The sequence below is a fragment of the Pseudaminobacter soli (ex Li et al. 2025) genome (assembly GCF_029892515.1).
Classification (GTDB): Bacteria; Pseudomonadota; Alphaproteobacteria; order Rhizobiales; family Rhizobiaceae; genus Pseudaminobacter; species Pseudaminobacter soli_A.
In genome coordinates this window covers 40,982-56,965 of record NZ_JARXVF010000013.1, presented here as the reverse complement: position 1 = coordinate 56,965, position 15,984 = coordinate 40,982, and the positions used below count along the sequence as shown (strand labels likewise).

The following is a 15,984-nucleotide window of genomic DNA, read 5'->3' as shown; positions in this document are numbered from 1 at the left end:
TCATTCTTCCTGTTCTGCGGCCATCAGGCGGCCTGTAACTTGGCGTTTAGGCAATCCGATTTCGTAATCGCCGAGGAGTCCCGCGGGCCGCAGGATCAGGATCGCAAGAAGGATGACCGCCAGCGCAATCTCCTGAAGGCCGGGCGGTGCCGAGATCACCTCGCCGCCGAGCGACACGCCGCGTTCGAGCGAGCGGAACAGTTCCGAGATGATGGATATCAAGGCGACGCCGACGCACGCGCCGGTGAGGCTGCGCATGCCACCCGCAACCAACATCGTCAGCGTGACGAACGTGAGATCGAGATAAAAGCTGTTGGCCGTAATGGTGCCTATGAAGTGACTGAACAGCACGCCGCCCATCGCCACCACCATGGCGCTCAGCACGAATGCGGTCAGCCGCTCGCGCTCGAGGTCGATGCCGGTTGCGGCCGCCGCCACCTCGCTTTCGCGCGAGCAGCGCAGCATCAGGCATTGCCGTGTCGTGGCATAGGCGGCGGCTATCAGTATGGCTATTGCGGCGCCACCAAATGCCACCCAAAGGCCTGTGAAACGCGGTAGTCCGACCAACGCCTGTCGGCCACCGGTAACCTGCTGCCAGTTCGAGGCAACGACATAGGTGATGATCAGCATGCCGAAGGTGGCCATGGGCAATGCGATCCCGCGAAGCCGGCTAAGCGGCCAGCCCACCACCAGCGCTACGAGCCCAACGATCGCGACAACAATCAGCATGGCCAAGGGCCATGGAAGCTGCAGCGCCTCAAGCGCGCCCGGCAGGCTGAGCAGTGTATGCTTTCGCTCCGCCGACAATGTCAGAATCGCGGACATGTAACCGCCGATGGCCATGAAGGAGACGTGGCCGAACGAGAACACCCCTGAGTTGCCGACGAAAATGAACAGGCCAACCACGACGGTGAGCTTCACCAGGGCCTCGACGACGATGCGCTGCATGGCGGGTGGAACCTGCGTTGCAACCAGCACGACGGCCAGCAGGATGCAGATCAGAATACACGCCGTGTGCAGCGGGCGGAATACGGGATCGCTCATGGCTTAAACACGGTCCCTGTCGGCGCGGCTCATCAACAGGCCGTCCGGGCGCCAGAAAAGAAAGAGAATGAAGAGCATGAAGACAAATGCATCGCGATAAGGCCTGAGATCCACCGGCAGGTAGGCTTGCAGCGACACTGAGATGATCCCGACGAGGAAGCCGCCAAGTGCGGCGCCGGCGACCGAGCCCATCCCGCCGATGACGGACGACACGAAGGCGATCAGCACCATGTTGACGCCCATCTTGTAGGAAACCGAACCGGTCTGCGCGACGAGATAGAACGACACCATGCTGGCCAGGATTCCGGAGATCGCGAAGGCAAATGCGATCACTCGATTGGCACGGACGCCGACCAGCCGCGCCATCGTGAAATCCTCTGCGGCTGCGCGCATCTGCAAGCCGATACGCGAGAAGCGGAAGAATGCGACCAACCCGACCATCAGCACCAAAGTGGTGATGACGGTCACGAGCTGCAGCCGCGGTATCCTGAGACCAAGGAATTCGATGCTGGTGCCGAGCTCGGGAAGGAACGGTACTCCCATGGCGCGTGACCCGAAAATCATCAGCACCACATGTTGCACCAGATAGGAAACGGCGAAGGACGAGATCAGCAGTGTTGCGGGATTGGCCTTGCGCAGCGGCCGGAACGCGACGCGTTCCATTCCGAGTGCCAGAACCGTGCTCACTATCAGAACCGCAAGGATGACAACCAGCAGCGGCTGTCCAACCAACGCATAGAGGCAGAAGCCGCCCGCCATGATCAGCTCGCCATGGGCGAAGTTGATCAGGCGCATGACGCTGAAAATGAGACCGATGCCGAGCGCGGCCAATGCATAGACTGCTCCGAGGCTGACGGCATCGATGGCGTTCTGCAGGACGATCATTCTTGTTCGACCTCGCGCGAAACACCGAAATAGGCAGTATCGAAGGCGGCCGTGCCGGCAAGCTCGGTGGACCTGCCCGACATGGCGATAGCCCCGAAGCTCAGCACATAGGTGCGGTCGGCCACGGCCAGGGCGCGCGTTACGTTCTGCTCCACCACCAACACGGTCACGCCGGATTGCCTGAGGTCCATAATGGACTGATAGACTTGATTGACGATCAACGGCGCCAGCCCCAGCGACGGCTCGTCCAGCAGCAGAAGACGCGGGCGCGCCAGCATCGCTCGGCCGAGCGCCAGCATCTGCTGCTCGCCGCCGGAAAGCTTGTTGGCGCGCTGGCGGTAACGGTCCTTCAGCACCGGGAACATGGCGAGCACCCGGTCGATGTCGGACGCGATCGCCTGCCGGTCCCGCCGCACCGTCGCACCCAACGCCAGGTTTTCGGCCACGGTCAGCGAGCCGAAGATGTGCCGGCCTTCCGGAACCAATGAAATGCCTTCGGAAACCAATGCCTCGGCCTGCTTGCCGGTAATATTCCTGCCCGCGAATTCTATACGGCCGGAGCGCGGCTTGAGCACCCCTGCGATACTTAGGAGCAGAGTAGACTTGCCGGCGCCGTTGGGGCCGATTACCGCCACGACCTCGCCTTCGGTGATTTCGAAGGAGATGCCCCGCAGCGCAGTGATGCTGCCATAGGCAACGCTGAGATCGGTCACCTTCAGCATGCCGCCGCCTCCTCGCCGAGATAGGCCTTGCGGACATTTGGATCGTTCCGGATTTGGGTGGTCGAGCCCACGGCAAGCGTGCGGCCGAGCTGCAATACCTGGACCCGGTCGCACAGCTTGAACACCAGCGACATGCGGTGCTCTATGAAAAGGATGCCGCAATTGAGCCGGGCCGCTATGCCCCTGATGATGTTGTGGAGCTCGCTGCACTCGACATCGTTCAGCCCGGCCGCGGGTTCGTCCATGAGCAGGAAGCGCGGGCGCATGGCGATCGCGCGGGCGATGCCGATCCTGCGCACCTCGCCGAAGGGCAGTGTGCCGGCCTGCCGGTCGGCCTTTGCCGAGAGCCCCATGTCGGTCAGTATCCTGACCGCCTCGGCGCGGGCCTCGCGCCGCCCCAAGCCGATGGCGACGCCGCCGGCCTCGACGTTCTCGAGCGCGGTGAGACCGGCGAAGGGCAGCACGCCCTGGAAGGTCCGTACCAGCCCGCGCCGACTGCGCTCGTGCGGTTTCCAGTCGCTGATGTCGACGCCGCCCATTTGCACGCTGCCCTTCATCACCGGCTGGAATCCGGTCAGCACGTTGATCAACGTCGTCTTGCCGGCGCCATTGGGACCGATCAGCCCCAGAATCTCGCCGGACCTCAACGTGAGGCTGACGTCTTCGATAGCCCGAAGTCCTTGGAAGTCGACGACGACGCTGTCGACTTCTAGGGACGATACGGTAGGTCGATGCTGTTCGCCGGGATGCGTGCTCATCATGCTTTGCTCGAGCCTGGTCGTGGTCTTACTTAGGCATCTGATGGGCCTTGATGACGTCCACGACATTGCCCGCCTTGCCATCCTTCACTTCCAGAAGGATGAGGTCGCGCTGCATGTTGATGTGCGTATCCTTGGTGAAGGTCGTCGGACCGGCCAGCAAGGGTTCGTCGGCGAAGGTTTCCAGCACCTCCCGCACCTTGTCTGCGTCGATTGTTCCCGCCTTCTCGACTGCCTTCGTCCAACCCTGGATCACGCTATAGCCTGTCAGGGCGTGCGAAGTGACCGGGGGCGCACCGAATTTGGCGGTGAACTTCTTCATGAAATCCGCCACTTCCGGCCTGGGGTCGTTGCCGAACACCGAACCGTAGGTCACCAGATAGGCATCGGTGAGATTGGGTATCGCCTCCAGCCAGAAGTCACCATCCCATGACTCGGAGAGCAGCAGCGGCTGGTTGACGCCAGCCGCGCGCAACTGGCGCATGGCGCTTGGGCCGCCGGGCGGGAACGAGCACAGCACGACAAAGTCAGGCTCCTTTGGCAGGCCTTTGACGCGCGTGATCTGGCTGGCGATCTGCGGATCCTCACCCCCGAACGTATCCTTGCCGATCAGGCCGTCGGCGCCGGCAAGTTCCTTCCACCTGCGCTCGAAGAAGTCGGAGAAGCTGGCATCGAAGGCGATGCTGGTGTCGAGGAGCACATAGGCGGACCGCCAGCCCTTGACGTTATACGCCCATTCGGCGAGCGCCACGGCTTGGCCAGGCGCGCCGGTAGCCATGGTGAAAGCGTTCGGGCCGATGCCCGACGGACCGAATTTGGGATCGCCGGCGCAAGTCGAGAATGTGATCAGGCCTGCGGCATCAGCCACTGACGCGGCGGCGCTGCCATAGTCGTAGTCGCAGGTGACAACCACCATCTGGGCGCCCTTGTCGATGACATCCTGGGCGGCGGTGGCGCCATAGGCAATATCGGACTTGGTGTCCGAATAGATGATCTTGAGTGGGCGTCCGAGGACGCCGCCCTTGGCATTGATCTCGTCCACTGCGATCTCCATCGCCTTGGCCGGACCCTCGTCGTAAGGCGCGATCGCACCGCTCTGGGCGATCGCGGCGCCGATGATGATCGGATCCTCTGCCCACGCAGAGGAGAGGCCGGCAGCGAGCATGAGCCCCGCCAAGCCAGTTCTCAGAAGATGGTGCTTCATTTGATTTCCCTCTGTGGTTTCTTGCGGCGGTCGGCACGGGGCCGCCACCATTCTTTTTACGATCAGGCTGCCACGTCGCGGCCGCGCAGCTTGGCCGTCGCGGCCTCGTCGATCTCGTAGTCGATGCCGTTCGCACACTGCGTCAGCGCCACGCCAAAAACGTCGGCAGCGACAGCGACGCTCAACCATTTCCGATTGACGTCCTCGACAACCCGTTCGGGGTCGCGCAGCCGCGGATCGCCATAGCCGCCGCCGGCGCAGGAGCGATAATGAACCGCCTCGCCATCGGCGAAGGTACCGCTGTAGAAATCCGCCACCCGCTCGACCTGTCCGTCGACGTCGCGTCGCCATGTTCCGCAATGCGCGCCGGCCATGCCGCCGAGCACACCCTTGGCCGGGAAGACGCCGCCGTCGCCGCAGACATAGAGCATCATGTCGCCGGTCAGCGACCGGTAGGAGCCCTGCACAGCCGGCGCGCCATTCCAGCGGCCGAAGCCCATGCTGTTTTCGCTGACGCGCCGCTCCTCGATAAGGATGGGATAGGTGGCTTCGTCCACCTCGACCGAATCCGTGACCATGATGCCGTTGCCGACCGAACATTCGTAGGTAAGCCAGCCGTCATGACCGTGGTTGGCCGGGCCGCCCGAAAGCGCCAGCATCAACTGGGTGATGTATTCGACATGCTCCTTGCGCCGCTTGTCGATGCCCGAGACGACCCCAAGGGCCGCCGAAAAGTTGCCGCCGCCTTCGGCCATCCCATAGGGCTCTCCCATATGTGAGAATGCACACTGAACCGCGTTGGCGAGGCGCTCGTTGACATTGCTGGTCGCGCAGGAGGTGCCGGTGGGATGGCTCGGCCTGCCAACAACGCAGCCGTCGCGCAGAAGCGGCACGATACGACTCGAACTGCCTTCGTTGTGCGGCACGCCCGCGTCGAGGTTATAGTAGACCCCGATGCGGCAGGAGGCGACGGCGCAGGCTTCGGTAAGGTTGAGGCCGCCCGGAACGCAGTCCGGGTTGTCGCGGACGTCGACGGTGATCAGGCCCTTCTCCGGGTCGACCGTCACCTTGGCCTTGATGGGAATGCCCTCGTTGGCAACGCCCGTCACCGGGTCGTGCCGAACCTCATAGACATAGGTGCCGGCCGGCAGTTGCTGGATCGAGGCGATCGCCCGACGTTTGCCATACTCCATCCACGCTTCGATGAAGTCACGCACCGTATCGATGCCATATTGTGCGACCAGTTCCTTGAGCCGCCGCTCGCCGGTCCGGCAGGCACCGACCTGTGCGCGATAGTCGCCATACCAGATGTTGCTGACCCGGATCTTCTGCAGCCCGATACGGATCAGATCGTCCTTGTCCCTGAAGTTCTCCTGAACGCGCACGCAGGGAAAATGCACGCCCTCCTGGTAGATGGTCGCGGCAAAGGGCAGATACGTTGAAGGTTCCGGAGCGCCGATGTCGGCATGGTGCGAGCGCGAAAGCGTCCAGAACAGCGGCGTTCCATCGAAGAAGACCGGCACGCAAAGCGTGAGGTCGGCATGATGGGTGACGCCATAGAAAGGACTGTTGTTGAGGAAGGCGTCGCCTTCCTTCACGTCGTCGAACAATTCCGTGATCGGCTTGGTGGTGAGTTCGAGCGCATTCACATGGATCGGCAGCGCCTCTTCCACCGAGATCAGGCGATGGTCATACGTCAGGATGCCGCAAGACATGTCCCGCGCGTTCTTGATGACGCTCGAACGGCTTGCCTTCATCACCGTGTTCGTCATCTCGCGGATGATGGATTCGAAACGGCTGGATAACACCGCAAGCAGTGTGGGATCGAATGTGGCAACCTTCTTGGCTTTGCCCGACCGCGCCATCCTCCATCCCCTCCCGAATCGAGAATACATTCCTGACCGCCCGACCATTCCAGTCACAGTAGCGGTACATCAAAGAAGACTTTAAAATGAATATGAAGTCAATATCAGTTTTTCGCGACGCTGGTCGATTTGTTGGCCCAGCGATGTTGTCAAGGCTGCCGATCAGATGGCGGCTGGAACGCTAAACACGTCGACGAGCGACCCACCGTCGGCGAGTTGGGTCGTCCACTGCTCTTCCATGCGTGCCCGCTCCTGCGCGAGCGCAAGAAGTCTCCCAGAATCGCAGATAGGTATGATCGCGAGGCCGTCATTGTCGCCGAGCACGATGTCGCCCGGTCGCGCGGCAACCCCGCCGAAGACGATTTCACCATTGACCGAACCGCATTCCTTGGAGAGTGGTCCCTTTGCCGTGTTTCCCAATGCAAACACCGGAAAATCGTCCCAGCTGGCGAGCATGTCGATGTCGCGGACGGCGCCGTTGACGACGAGCCCGGCGACCTTCCTGCGCCGCGCGACGCCGCAGAGGATTTCGCCGCAGCAGGCCGTTTGCAGATTGCCGCCCGCATCAACGGTCAAGATCTCGCCTTCACCGGCAAGATCGATGGCATGCAACATCGATCCGAAGTCGGAACGGTCACACCAGACCGTCACCGCCTGGCCGACCATGCTATTTGCGGATGCAAGCGGTCGCAACGGCCTGATCCTCGGATCGGCGATAACGCGACCGCTCGTGATGTCCGAGACGATCGTAACAGGAATACGCGCCCACGCGGCGAGGATATCAGGGCCCAGGCGTTCGTGGTTGGTGGCATGGATTGCCGTCGGCATCTAACCCCTCCTCAACTGCGAGACCGCAGGCATTTATCGCCACGGTAGCCCGCCCAGTTCCAATTGCGAGGCAAGTCTGTCGATGAACAGCCGACAGCGCTCGACCTCGGACAGCGCGATATATTCGTCGGGCTTATGCGCCTGCTCTATCGAGCCGGGGCCACAGACGACCGAGACTACTCCAGCGACGATGCTGAACAAGCCCGCTTCCGTACCGTAGGCGACTTTGGCGTGGTCGTTGCGACCGGCAAGCTGCTTCACAAAGGTCACGGCCGGGTGCTCGGCCTCTGTCGCGAGGCCGATGAGCTGCACCACGTCTTCGATCACGATGGAAGCTTCGGGTGCGACCGCTTTCATGCGGGGCAGGATAACCGACTCGGCATGCGCACGTATCCGGTCGATCAGCGCCCGCGCATCGACTTCCGGCAGCGAGCGGATATCGAATCCGAACTCGCAATGGTTCGGAATGATGTTGAGCGCAGTGCCACCGGAAATGGTGGTCACCGAAAGCGTCGAGTGGGCAACGTCATAGCCCAGGTCGTGCGGCCCGAAATGCGCATGGGCTTGCGCCAGATTGTTGATATAGCCGATCAGTTCAGCAGCATATTCAATGGCGTTGACGGCCGAGGGAGCCAGGCTCGAATGGGCACTCTTGCCGGTTACGATGACGCGGAACATGCCGCCACCCTTGTGGCCGATGATGACCTGCATGCTGGTCGGTTCGCCGACGATGCACAACGCCGGCCTGATCTTCATAGCCTTGACGCGCTCTACGAGACTTCTGACACCCGTGCAGCCCAACTCCTCGTCATAGGAAATCGCAATGTGGATCGGCGCCTTGAGGGGGCGTTTTGCAAGGCTCGGTACTGCGGCGAGCACGACGCCGATAAAACCCTTCATGTCGCAGGCCCCGCGGCCATAAAGGAGCCCGTCCATTTCGCGCACTAGGAATGGATCACCCGTCCAGGCTTGGCCTTCCACGGGAACGACATCGCTGTGGCCAGACAGGATGACGCCCGGAAGGCCTGCAGGGCCGATCGTTGCCCAAAGATTACCCTTCGTCCCCTCCTCATTCCAGAGAATGTCGCTGGCAACGTCATACCGTGCCAGATAGGCCTGGACGTAAGCGAGCAGGTCTCGATTGGAACTGCTGGAAACGGTCGGGAACCCAATCAGGTCACCGATGATCCTGACACAATCGGCCGTTGATTTTGTCCCCATGGACATCTTTTACCGCCCCGCAGGTTTAAAAACGGGCAGCGGCGGCAGGCCATCCCTGGCGCGCCACGCGACTGCGACGCGGTCGCCGATACAAGCTTGGGCCGCTTCTATGTTGGTCAGCAGCCTCGGCCCCTCGTCGAGATCGACCAGTGCGAGAAGATAAGGTGGCACCAATTCCTCGGAGACCGGAATCCGAACCGTAGTCAGGGAATAGATGGTGCCAGTGCCGCTGGCGTCGACCCATTCCAGCGCCCCGCTCTCGCAGGAGAGGCAGAACGGCCGCGGATAGAACTGATGGACCCCACAACTCTCGCAGCGCTGGACTATCAGCCGCCCCTCGAGGCAGGCTTGCCAGAACGGCTCCGTGGTGGGATCGGCGGCACCGAGGTCGGAGAAGGACTTCTTGTCAGTCACGGGCGAGCACCACTGTCGAAGCTGTCGAGAAAGCAAGGCCGCCGGTGCCATGCGCCACCGCGATCTCGGCGTCCGGTACCTGCCGGTCACCCGCCTCACCGCGCAACTGGCGCACCGCTTCGACGAGCAACAAGATACCAAGCGCGCCCGGGTGGCAGTAGGAAAGGCCGCCACCGGACGTCATGGAAGGCAGGCTACCGCCCGGCCTGAGATTCCCTTCCGAAACGAATGCCCCTGCCTCGCCCTTCCCGCAGAAGCCCAGATCTTCCAGGTAGAGCAGCACCGCATGGGTGAAGTTGTCGTAGGGCTCGAACACGTCGACGTCCGACGGCTTTATGCCGGCCATTGCGAACGCGTCGCGACCCGAGAAAATGCCGGGTGTCACGGTGAGGTCCGGACATTGCGAAACGTGCCATTGAACATGGCTTTCGCCGACCCCCAGCACCCGAATGGGTCGCTTGGCCGCGTCGCGGGCCCTGCTCTTCGTGGTAACGACGATTGCGCCGCCACCGTCCGTGACGAGACAGCAGTCAAGCTTACGCAGCGGATCGCACAGCATTGGCGAAGACATGACGTCGTCGATGGAGAGCGGATCGCGCACCCAGGCCTTCGGATTGAGCGCGGCCCATTGCCTCGCCGCCACGGCGACTTCAGCCAGATGCTCGAGCGTTACCCCGTACTGGTGCATGTAACGGGCGGCACTGAGCGCGTAGTGGCCGATGGGAAAATGGATGCCAAATGGCGTCTCGAACTGCGCCGCCAGCGAGCCATCGAGCGCCGACGCGGCCTTCTTGCGATTGCGGCGGCTTCGCTGGCGCGAGGCGTAGCCGATCAGAGCGACTTCGCAGCGTCCGGTGGCGATGGCGGTCATCGCATGATGAACAAAGAACTCGAATGAAGCGCCGCCCATGTCAGACGACTCTGCATATCGTGGACGCAGGCCAAGATATTCGCCGAGCTGCACCGATCCCTCTTCGCCCATGTAGTTGGTGAAGAGCGCGTCGACATCGCGAAAGCCAAGCCCCGCTTCCGCCAGCGCCTCCCTCGCCGCGAGGGCAACCATCGAGAACTCGTTCTGGTCGGTGACCTTGCCGAGTGGCGTCTCTGCGACACCGGCGATATAGACGGGTGACGTTGTCAGGGCGTGCGTCATGAAGGCGTCCAGTCACCCGTTAGTTGCGATCTGACGAGACTGATCGGAGCGTCGCGCTACCAACCTCCCTGCCAGATAGGCGCCTGAACACGGACGCAAGGCAAACCTCCCCTCAAACGGGGGAACGGCAGCATCATCGCTTGCATCAGGCTTCGGAATCAGAGATCATTACAATATGAATATGAAGTCAATATCATTTTATTGCCTCCCTGCTTGCACCGATCGGCAAGCAGGTTGATATCAGCGATCCGGGCGCAATATCGCCCCGAGGAGGTTTCCCATGGTGCAGGCCAAGCAAGAACAGGATTCTGCGGTACAGGCAGTTCGCGGCGTCAAATACGCCGACCATCTGGCGAGCGGCCTTGAAACCCTGTCTTTTGCTTCCAAAGGCGACAGGACCAAGTATCGCCTGAAGATAGCAGCCGCGCGGGCTTTGGAGGAAATCGGCTACCAGGACATCAAAGTCTCCGACATCTGCACCTATGCCGAAGTCGCGCTGGGCACCTTCTATGTCTACTACCGCGAAAAGAACGAGATCGCGACCGAAGTTGTGCTGGAATTCGACGAGTTCCTGTACGAGCAGGCGAGGCAGGTCGGCCGCGGCACCACTGAATTCGAGGCGATCCTGAACACCAATCGCTCGTTCATCGACGCCTACCGCGCCAATCCCGGCCTCATGCGATGCCACGTTCAGTTGCAAAGCCAGTTGCCGGAATTCCGGGAAGTTTGGCGACCAAGGCACCAGAAGTGGATCGAGAATCTGGCCCGCTCGATCGAGCGTCGTGGCAACTACAAGGAACACATGCCGGGCTCGCCGCTTGCAGTAGCGCATGCGCTGGAAAGCATGGTCTTCCACTACCTTTATTCGATCATCGTCAATCAGGAGTCCCTATTCAACGAGGAAGATCCTTCGCATGCCGAAGATCTCGCATTGATGCTGTCCACGCTGTGGTACCGGGCCGTCTATTGCAAGGATCCGCCTGCGCATTGAACGGAAGCAAAACCGGGCTTTCAGCAATTGCTACCCAGATAGCGCCTCGTTGCCACGGCAAGCCGCGCGATGCCTTCTTCCAGCACCGCGGGCGCATTCCTCGTGAAGTTCACCCGCATGGCCGAACGCAGCTTCCCAGCGGGATCGAAGGCGCTTCCGGGAACGAATGCGACCTTCTCGCTCAACGCGAAACCGTAAAGTGCGTCGGTGTCGATTGCAGGATGCCGGCTGCGCATCCAGACGAACATGCCACCTGGCGGCATCTCCCATTCGAACCACTCACCAAGCTCGGTCGCGGCGGCGGCGCAAAGTGCATCTCGCCGGGATCTGTAGTGACGCACGATTTCCGGCACATGCGCCTCTTCTAGGCCAGCCTCCAAGAGTTCGAGCGCAAGCGCCTGCGTCAACATTGAACCGCTCAGGTCCGCCGACTGCTTGGCAAGTACCAGCGCCTGGATCATGTCGGGCGAGGCAATTGCCCAGCCGACACGTAGACCGGGAACCAAGCTTTTCGACAGTGTTCCAAGATAGATCACCGGGCCCTGGTAACTTCCGGTCTTCTCCATTCGGCCATGCAGTTCGAGCATGCTTGGTACCGCTGTCCCGTCGAGCTGCAGCGCCAGATAAGGATCGTCCTCCACCAGCCATATGCCGGCCTCCATCGCCTTTTCCAGCAGCGCCTGCCGCGCCGCGATCGAAACAAGCGCACCGGTCGGGTTGGAATAATTCGGTACGGTGTAGATGAACTTGGCACCGCGCAGCGCGTCCGCGGTAGTAGCTCCGTCGACGTCCCAATCGAGCGCCTGGTAGGACGGGCTCCGGGGGCGCCAGGCATCGAGCGCGCCGACATAGGTGGGGAACTGCGCGACGACGCGCTCATGCGGATCGATGAGAACCTTGCCTAACAGGTCCAGTCCTTGCATGGCGCCGACGGTGAGCAGCACATTGTCGGTCGTGAAGGAACGGACCGCCTGCCGGCTCATTCTCTCGGCGATGTGCTGGCGCAGCGGCAGAAAGCCTTCGACCGGGCCGTATTCCAGCGCCTTAGAGCCCCAGCGGCTGAGGGCTCTTTCCATAGCCTCGGAAATCGCCGCATTGGGGTAGAATTCAGCTGCGGGGAGTCCTCCAGCCAGGCTGATGAAGTCAGGCTGGGCACCAATCGACAGAAACTGCTGGGTGATATCGTTACTCGCGGAGAGCCAGCGCGAAAATGCAGGACGGGAGGTGGTGGAAGACGCCATCGCCTGCAATCTCCGTTTGAGCGGCTGCGTGGAGCCATCGCCCCGACCCTTGTCGTCAAAAATGATATTGACTTCATATTCATTTTATCTACCACTGTCAACATTGGCAAGGAGTTGCAGGAGGGGCAATCAACCCCTGCGAAGCCGGCCGGCCCGATCGCATTTCAAGAAGTGGCGAGGCGAATTTGACAGGCCATAGGATACCATTGTCCGCATACCTCGCCGATCAAGCCGGGGAGATGCGCTGATGACCTCATCCCGGCTTCAAGGAAGAGTAGCGATCGTTACCGGCGCGGGCCGCGGACTCGGGCGTGCCTATGCCCTGGCGCTTGCCAAGCAAGGCGCGGCGGTCGTCGTCAACGATCTCGGCGCGGATCTACATGGCGACGGCCGCGACACCTCCCCGGCCCAGTCGGTCGTCGATGAAATCGTCGGCGCCGGCGGCAAGGCTGTGGTTAGCGGCCACGACGTTGCCGACTGGACGGACGCGAAGTCTCTCGTGGAGACGGCCCTATCGGCCTTTGACGGCCTCGACATCCTGATCAACAATGCCGGCATCCTGCGCGATCGGCTTTTCGCCAACATGTCCGAAGAGGAATGGGACGCCGTCATCCGCGTCCATCTCAAGGGCCATGCCGCGCCGGCCCGCCATGCAATGGAGTATTGGCGCAACAAATCCAAGGCCGGCGAGAAAGTGGCGGCTTCCATCGTTCACACCACGTCGCTTGCCGGCCTCGTCGGCAATTTCGGCCAGGCAAACTACGCTTCTGCCAAGCTCGCCGTGGTAGGATTGTCGCGTACGCTGGCGTTGGAGGGCGCGCGATACGGTGTCCGATCCAACGCCGTTTCGCCCTCTGCGCGCACCCGCATCGAAGCTTCGCTGGAACCGCCGCCGGAAGGGAGCTTCGACATCTTTTCGCCGGACAACGTCTCGCCGCTAATCTGCTGGCTAGCCCTTGCCGATTGCCCGGCGACCGGCCAAGTTTTCCAGGCCTATGGCAATCGGATCGAGGTCATCGCGCCAAGCGCCATCGAGGTCGACGTCCGCACCGAAGGCCGCTGGCAGCTAGAAGCCGTGGAACAGGCTTTGAACCATCGGCTGCCGAGACTCCCGCAGCTCGGAGATTTCGTCGAAGGGCTTCCGTCATGAACGCAAATGCGGCGATGGCCGACGTCTTCCCGATTGGCTTTTCGCGGGACTCGGAAGAGTTTCGCACCAATACCCATAGGATCGCTCAGTTTGCGCGTTCCCTAGACGACCGGAACCCCAGGCACCTCGCCGGCGAGTTCGCTCCACCGGTGTTCTCCCACATACCGGTCATGCAGAGCATGGTGGAGGTGCTTGGCATGGCCACGCCCGACTTCGTCCTGCACGGCGAGCATGACTTCCTCTTTCACGCCCCAATAGTGCCAGGGCAACGCCTCTTCACCGTTTCCACCTTGTACGGCGTCCGCGGCAGCCGGGCCGGAACGGCTATTATCATACGGTCCGACACCGCGACCCATGACGGCAAGCCGGTGTGCACCCAGTACAGCACCTGCTTGCGCCGCGGCGAACCGTCGACGCTCGCGCTTGGGGAGCGCCCGCCCCAGCGCCCGGCGCCGGCAAAGCAAGACACTGCCACCTCCTCCTATGCACTGACGCCAGACCAGACGCGTCGCTACGCCGACGCTGCCCGAGACTATTCGCCCTACACGATCGACCCTGTTGCTGCGGCCCGAGAGGGATTTCCGGCGCCGATAGTGCACGGCATGTGTACGCTTGCCTTCGCGGCCCGCGCCATCGTCGATCTCCATTGCGACGGCCTGACGCCACGCCTGCGGCGCCTTGGCTGTCGTTTCGCCCATCCGCTCTTCCTGACAAATGGCCAAACGCTCGCTGTCGAACACTGGGCAGGTGCGAACGGCCTCGTCGGCTTTGAAGCGACCGACGTGGCCGGTAATGTCGTCATCAGGAACGGATATGCCGAGGTGTCCGCATGAGTAAGCCGGTGGCAGGCAAACGCATGGAGCTTGGCGCCGCCGGCGTGCCTGAGCGGCCGCAGGGTTGGGTCCGGCACGAGAACGTCGCGCCGGACTGGTCGGCACTGCCTCAGCAGACCGTGATCGAGATCGTACACAAGGCCTGCCTCGAAGATCCCGAGCGCCCGGCTATCATCATTGAGGACGGCCCGACGCTGACGCGCCGTCAATTCCTCGACAGCTGCCAGCGCTTCGCCGGTTACCTTAGTGGCATCATCAAACCGGGCGATCGCGTCGTCGTCATGCTCGACAACCGGCTCGAGTTCATGATCGCGCTGTTCGCGATCATCGCAAACCGCGGCACGCTGGTCTCGATCCCTCCGACGGCCATGGCCTTTGATGCAGGCCATATCGTCGATGACGCTCGGCCCGTCGGCGCTATCGTCGGCAAGCTGCAGCTCCCAGTGATCGAAACCCTGCGCGCCGAGGCGCCATTCCTCAAGCACGTCCTGACTATCGACGGCGCCGAGCCAGACGGGCTTGCCACTTACGAGAGCGCTGCCGAACCGCTCGACTTTGCTACCGTGAAATGCGAGCGCGACGACATCGTCACGGTTTACTACACGTCGGGCACAACCGGTGCGCCGAAGGGCTGCATGCTGCATCACGGCTGGTGGTTGCGCGTCATCGATATAGACCTTCGCCTCTTCAGGCGTGGCTGGCAGGATCGCCAGCTCTGCTGCCTGCCCTTCTACTACGCAGATCCGGCGATACAGCTGCTGACGTCACTGGCCTCGCGAGGCACGTTGATAGCAATGCGCCGGTTTTCGGTGTCGCGCTTCTGGGATGTCGTTACGAAGTACGACGCCACCGAGTTGCTCTCCATCGCCTCCATCCCCGCGCTGCTGTTGAAAGGAGAGCCGGGCCCGGTCGATCGCGACCATCGTGTCCGTCTTGCAATCCACGCCGGCCTGCCGAAGGAACTTCATGAGGAGCTGCTGCAACGGTATGGCTTCCACTGGCACAACCAGTACGGCAGCACTGAGGGCGGCCTGATGAGCCGGGTGCCGGACCATCTTGCCGACGAGCTCGTCGGAACCGGTACGATGGGCGTCGAACCACCGGGCGTCACGATCCGCCTGGTGGACGACAACGGCAACGACGTGCCTGACGGGGAGCATGGCGAATGCCTCATCGGCGGTCCGGACCTCTATGCTGGCTACCTCAACCGGGCGAAAGTGACGGCCGAGGCAAATCGCGGCGGCTGGTATCATTCCGGTGACATAGCAAGGCGTGACGAACGCGGCCTGCTCTATTTCGTTGGACGCAAGAAGGAAATCATCCGCCGCTCCGGCGAGAACATTTCTGCTGCCGAAGTCGAGGGTGTGCTGCGCTCACATCCGAAAGTGGTCGACGCCGCGGTGGTGGCCGTTCCCGACCAATTGCGGGGCGAAGAAGTCAAGGCCTATGTCCAACTGAGACCGGGCCAAAGCTTGCCGCCTACGGAAATCATCGAATTCTGCAAGACGAATCTTGCCGGCTTTAAGCTGCCTCGCTTCATAGAATATAGGGACACGGACTTCGTGCGCACGCCTTCCATGCGTATCCAGAAGCAGGCCTTGATCCAGGCGAAAGCCGACCTGCGCCAGGGCGCGTGGGATCGGGAAACCGGCAAGTTCGGAGAGTAGGTTAATGG

At 62.0% G+C, this 15,984-nt stretch carries 15 protein-coding genes; 4 read left to right on the top strand and 11 right to left on the bottom strand.

Translation table 11 applies throughout. The features are described from left to right. The 10 genes from M2281_RS28015 to M2281_RS27970 form a co-directional block, all read right to left on the bottom strand. The gene (locus M2281_RS28015) at window positions 1–1,044 is read right to left on the bottom strand and encodes a branched-chain amino acid ABC transporter permease (RefSeq protein ID WP_280824497.1); all 1,044 of its coding nucleotides are present in this window, start codon (window positions 1,042–1,044) and stop codon (window positions 1–3) included. A gap of 3 nt (window positions 1,045–1,047) precedes the next feature. Then, window positions 1,048–1,929 carry a branched-chain amino acid ABC transporter permease gene (locus tag M2281_RS28010; RefSeq protein WP_280824496.1) on the bottom strand — a complete coding sequence of 294 codons (882 nt, stop codon included), beginning with the start codon at window positions 1,927–1,929 and terminating at the stop codon, window positions 1,048–1,050. Then, on the bottom strand, window positions 1,926–2,651 hold the full coding sequence (locus M2281_RS28005) for an ABC transporter ATP-binding protein (RefSeq protein ID WP_280824495.1): 726 nt from the start codon (window positions 2,649–2,651) through the stop codon (window positions 1,926–1,928). Before M2281_RS28005 ends, M2281_RS28010 begins: the two co-directional genes overlap by 4 nt. Further along, the gene (locus tag M2281_RS28000) at window positions 2,645–3,412 is read right to left on the bottom strand and encodes an ABC transporter ATP-binding protein (RefSeq protein ID WP_280824494.1); all 768 of its coding nucleotides are present in this window, start codon (window positions 3,410–3,412) and stop codon (window positions 2,645–2,647) included. Before M2281_RS28000 ends, M2281_RS28005 begins: the two co-directional genes overlap by 7 nt. A gap of 25 nt (window positions 3,413–3,437) precedes the next feature. Further along, window positions 3,438–4,613 (bottom strand): ABC transporter substrate-binding protein, encoded by a 1,176-nt coding sequence (locus M2281_RS27995; protein WP_280824493.1) that lies wholly within the window; start codon window positions 4,611–4,613, stop codon window positions 3,438–3,440. A gap of 62 nt (window positions 4,614–4,675) precedes the next feature. Further along, window positions 4,676–6,478, bottom strand: a complete 1,803-nt coding sequence (locus M2281_RS27990; protein ID WP_280824492.1) for a hydantoinase B/oxoprolinase family protein — start codon at window positions 6,476–6,478, stop codon at window positions 4,676–4,678. 162 nt (window positions 6,479–6,640) lie between these two features. Then, window positions 6,641–7,306, bottom strand: a complete 666-nt coding sequence (locus M2281_RS27985) for an RraA family protein (protein ID WP_280824491.1) — start codon at window positions 7,304–7,306, stop codon at window positions 6,641–6,643. A gap of 33 nt (window positions 7,307–7,339) precedes the next feature. Further along, window positions 7,340–8,527, bottom strand: coding sequence for an acetylornithine deacetylase (gene argE / locus M2281_RS27980; protein WP_280824490.1), 1,188 nt, complete (start codon window positions 8,525–8,527; stop codon window positions 7,340–7,342). A gap of 9 nt (window positions 8,528–8,536) precedes the next feature. Further along, window positions 8,537–8,941: a Zn-ribbon domain-containing OB-fold protein gene (locus M2281_RS27975; RefSeq protein WP_280824489.1), complete on the bottom strand. Its 405-nt coding sequence runs from the start codon at window positions 8,939–8,941 to the stop codon at window positions 8,537–8,539. Next, window positions 8,934–10,094: an acetyl-CoA acetyltransferase gene (locus M2281_RS27970; RefSeq protein WP_280824488.1), complete on the bottom strand. Its 1,161-nt coding sequence runs from the start codon at window positions 10,092–10,094 to the stop codon at window positions 8,934–8,936. Before M2281_RS27970 ends, M2281_RS27975 begins: the two co-directional genes overlap by 8 nt. Before the next feature lie 280 nt (window positions 10,095–10,374). Here M2281_RS27970 and M2281_RS27965 point away from each other — a divergent pair, with 280 nt between their 5' ends. Next, on the top strand, window positions 10,375–11,085 hold the full coding sequence (locus tag M2281_RS27965; RefSeq protein ID WP_280824487.1) for a TetR/AcrR family transcriptional regulator: 711 nt from the start codon (window positions 10,375–10,377) through the stop codon (window positions 11,083–11,085). Between the two features lie 20 nt (window positions 11,086–11,105). On the opposite strand, the gene M2281_RS27960 is transcribed toward M2281_RS27965, so the two are convergent. After that, window positions 11,106–12,326, bottom strand: coding sequence for a PLP-dependent aminotransferase family protein (locus tag M2281_RS27960; RefSeq protein ID WP_280824486.1), 1,221 nt, complete (start codon window positions 12,324–12,326; stop codon window positions 11,106–11,108). A gap of 247 nt (window positions 12,327–12,573) precedes the next feature. Between M2281_RS27960 and M2281_RS27955 the strand changes: the two genes are divergently transcribed. From M2281_RS27955 to M2281_RS27945, 3 genes are read left to right on the top strand one after another with little or no spacing between them, the layout of a single operon-like run. After that, window positions 12,574–13,476, top strand: coding sequence for an SDR family NAD(P)-dependent oxidoreductase (locus M2281_RS27955; protein WP_280824485.1), 903 nt, complete (start codon window positions 12,574–12,576; stop codon window positions 13,474–13,476). Further along, on the top strand, window positions 13,473–14,309 hold the full coding sequence (locus tag M2281_RS27950) for a MaoC/PaaZ C-terminal domain-containing protein (RefSeq protein WP_280824484.1): 837 nt from the start codon (window positions 13,473–13,475) through the stop codon (window positions 14,307–14,309). Before M2281_RS27955 ends, M2281_RS27950 begins: the two co-directional genes overlap by 4 nt. After that, window positions 14,306–15,976: an AMP-binding protein gene (locus tag M2281_RS27945; RefSeq protein ID WP_280824483.1), complete on the top strand. Its 1,671-nt coding sequence runs from the start codon at window positions 14,306–14,308 to the stop codon at window positions 15,974–15,976. Before M2281_RS27950 ends, M2281_RS27945 begins: the two co-directional genes overlap by 4 nt. The last annotated feature ends 8 nt before the right edge of the window (window positions 15,977–15,984 follow it).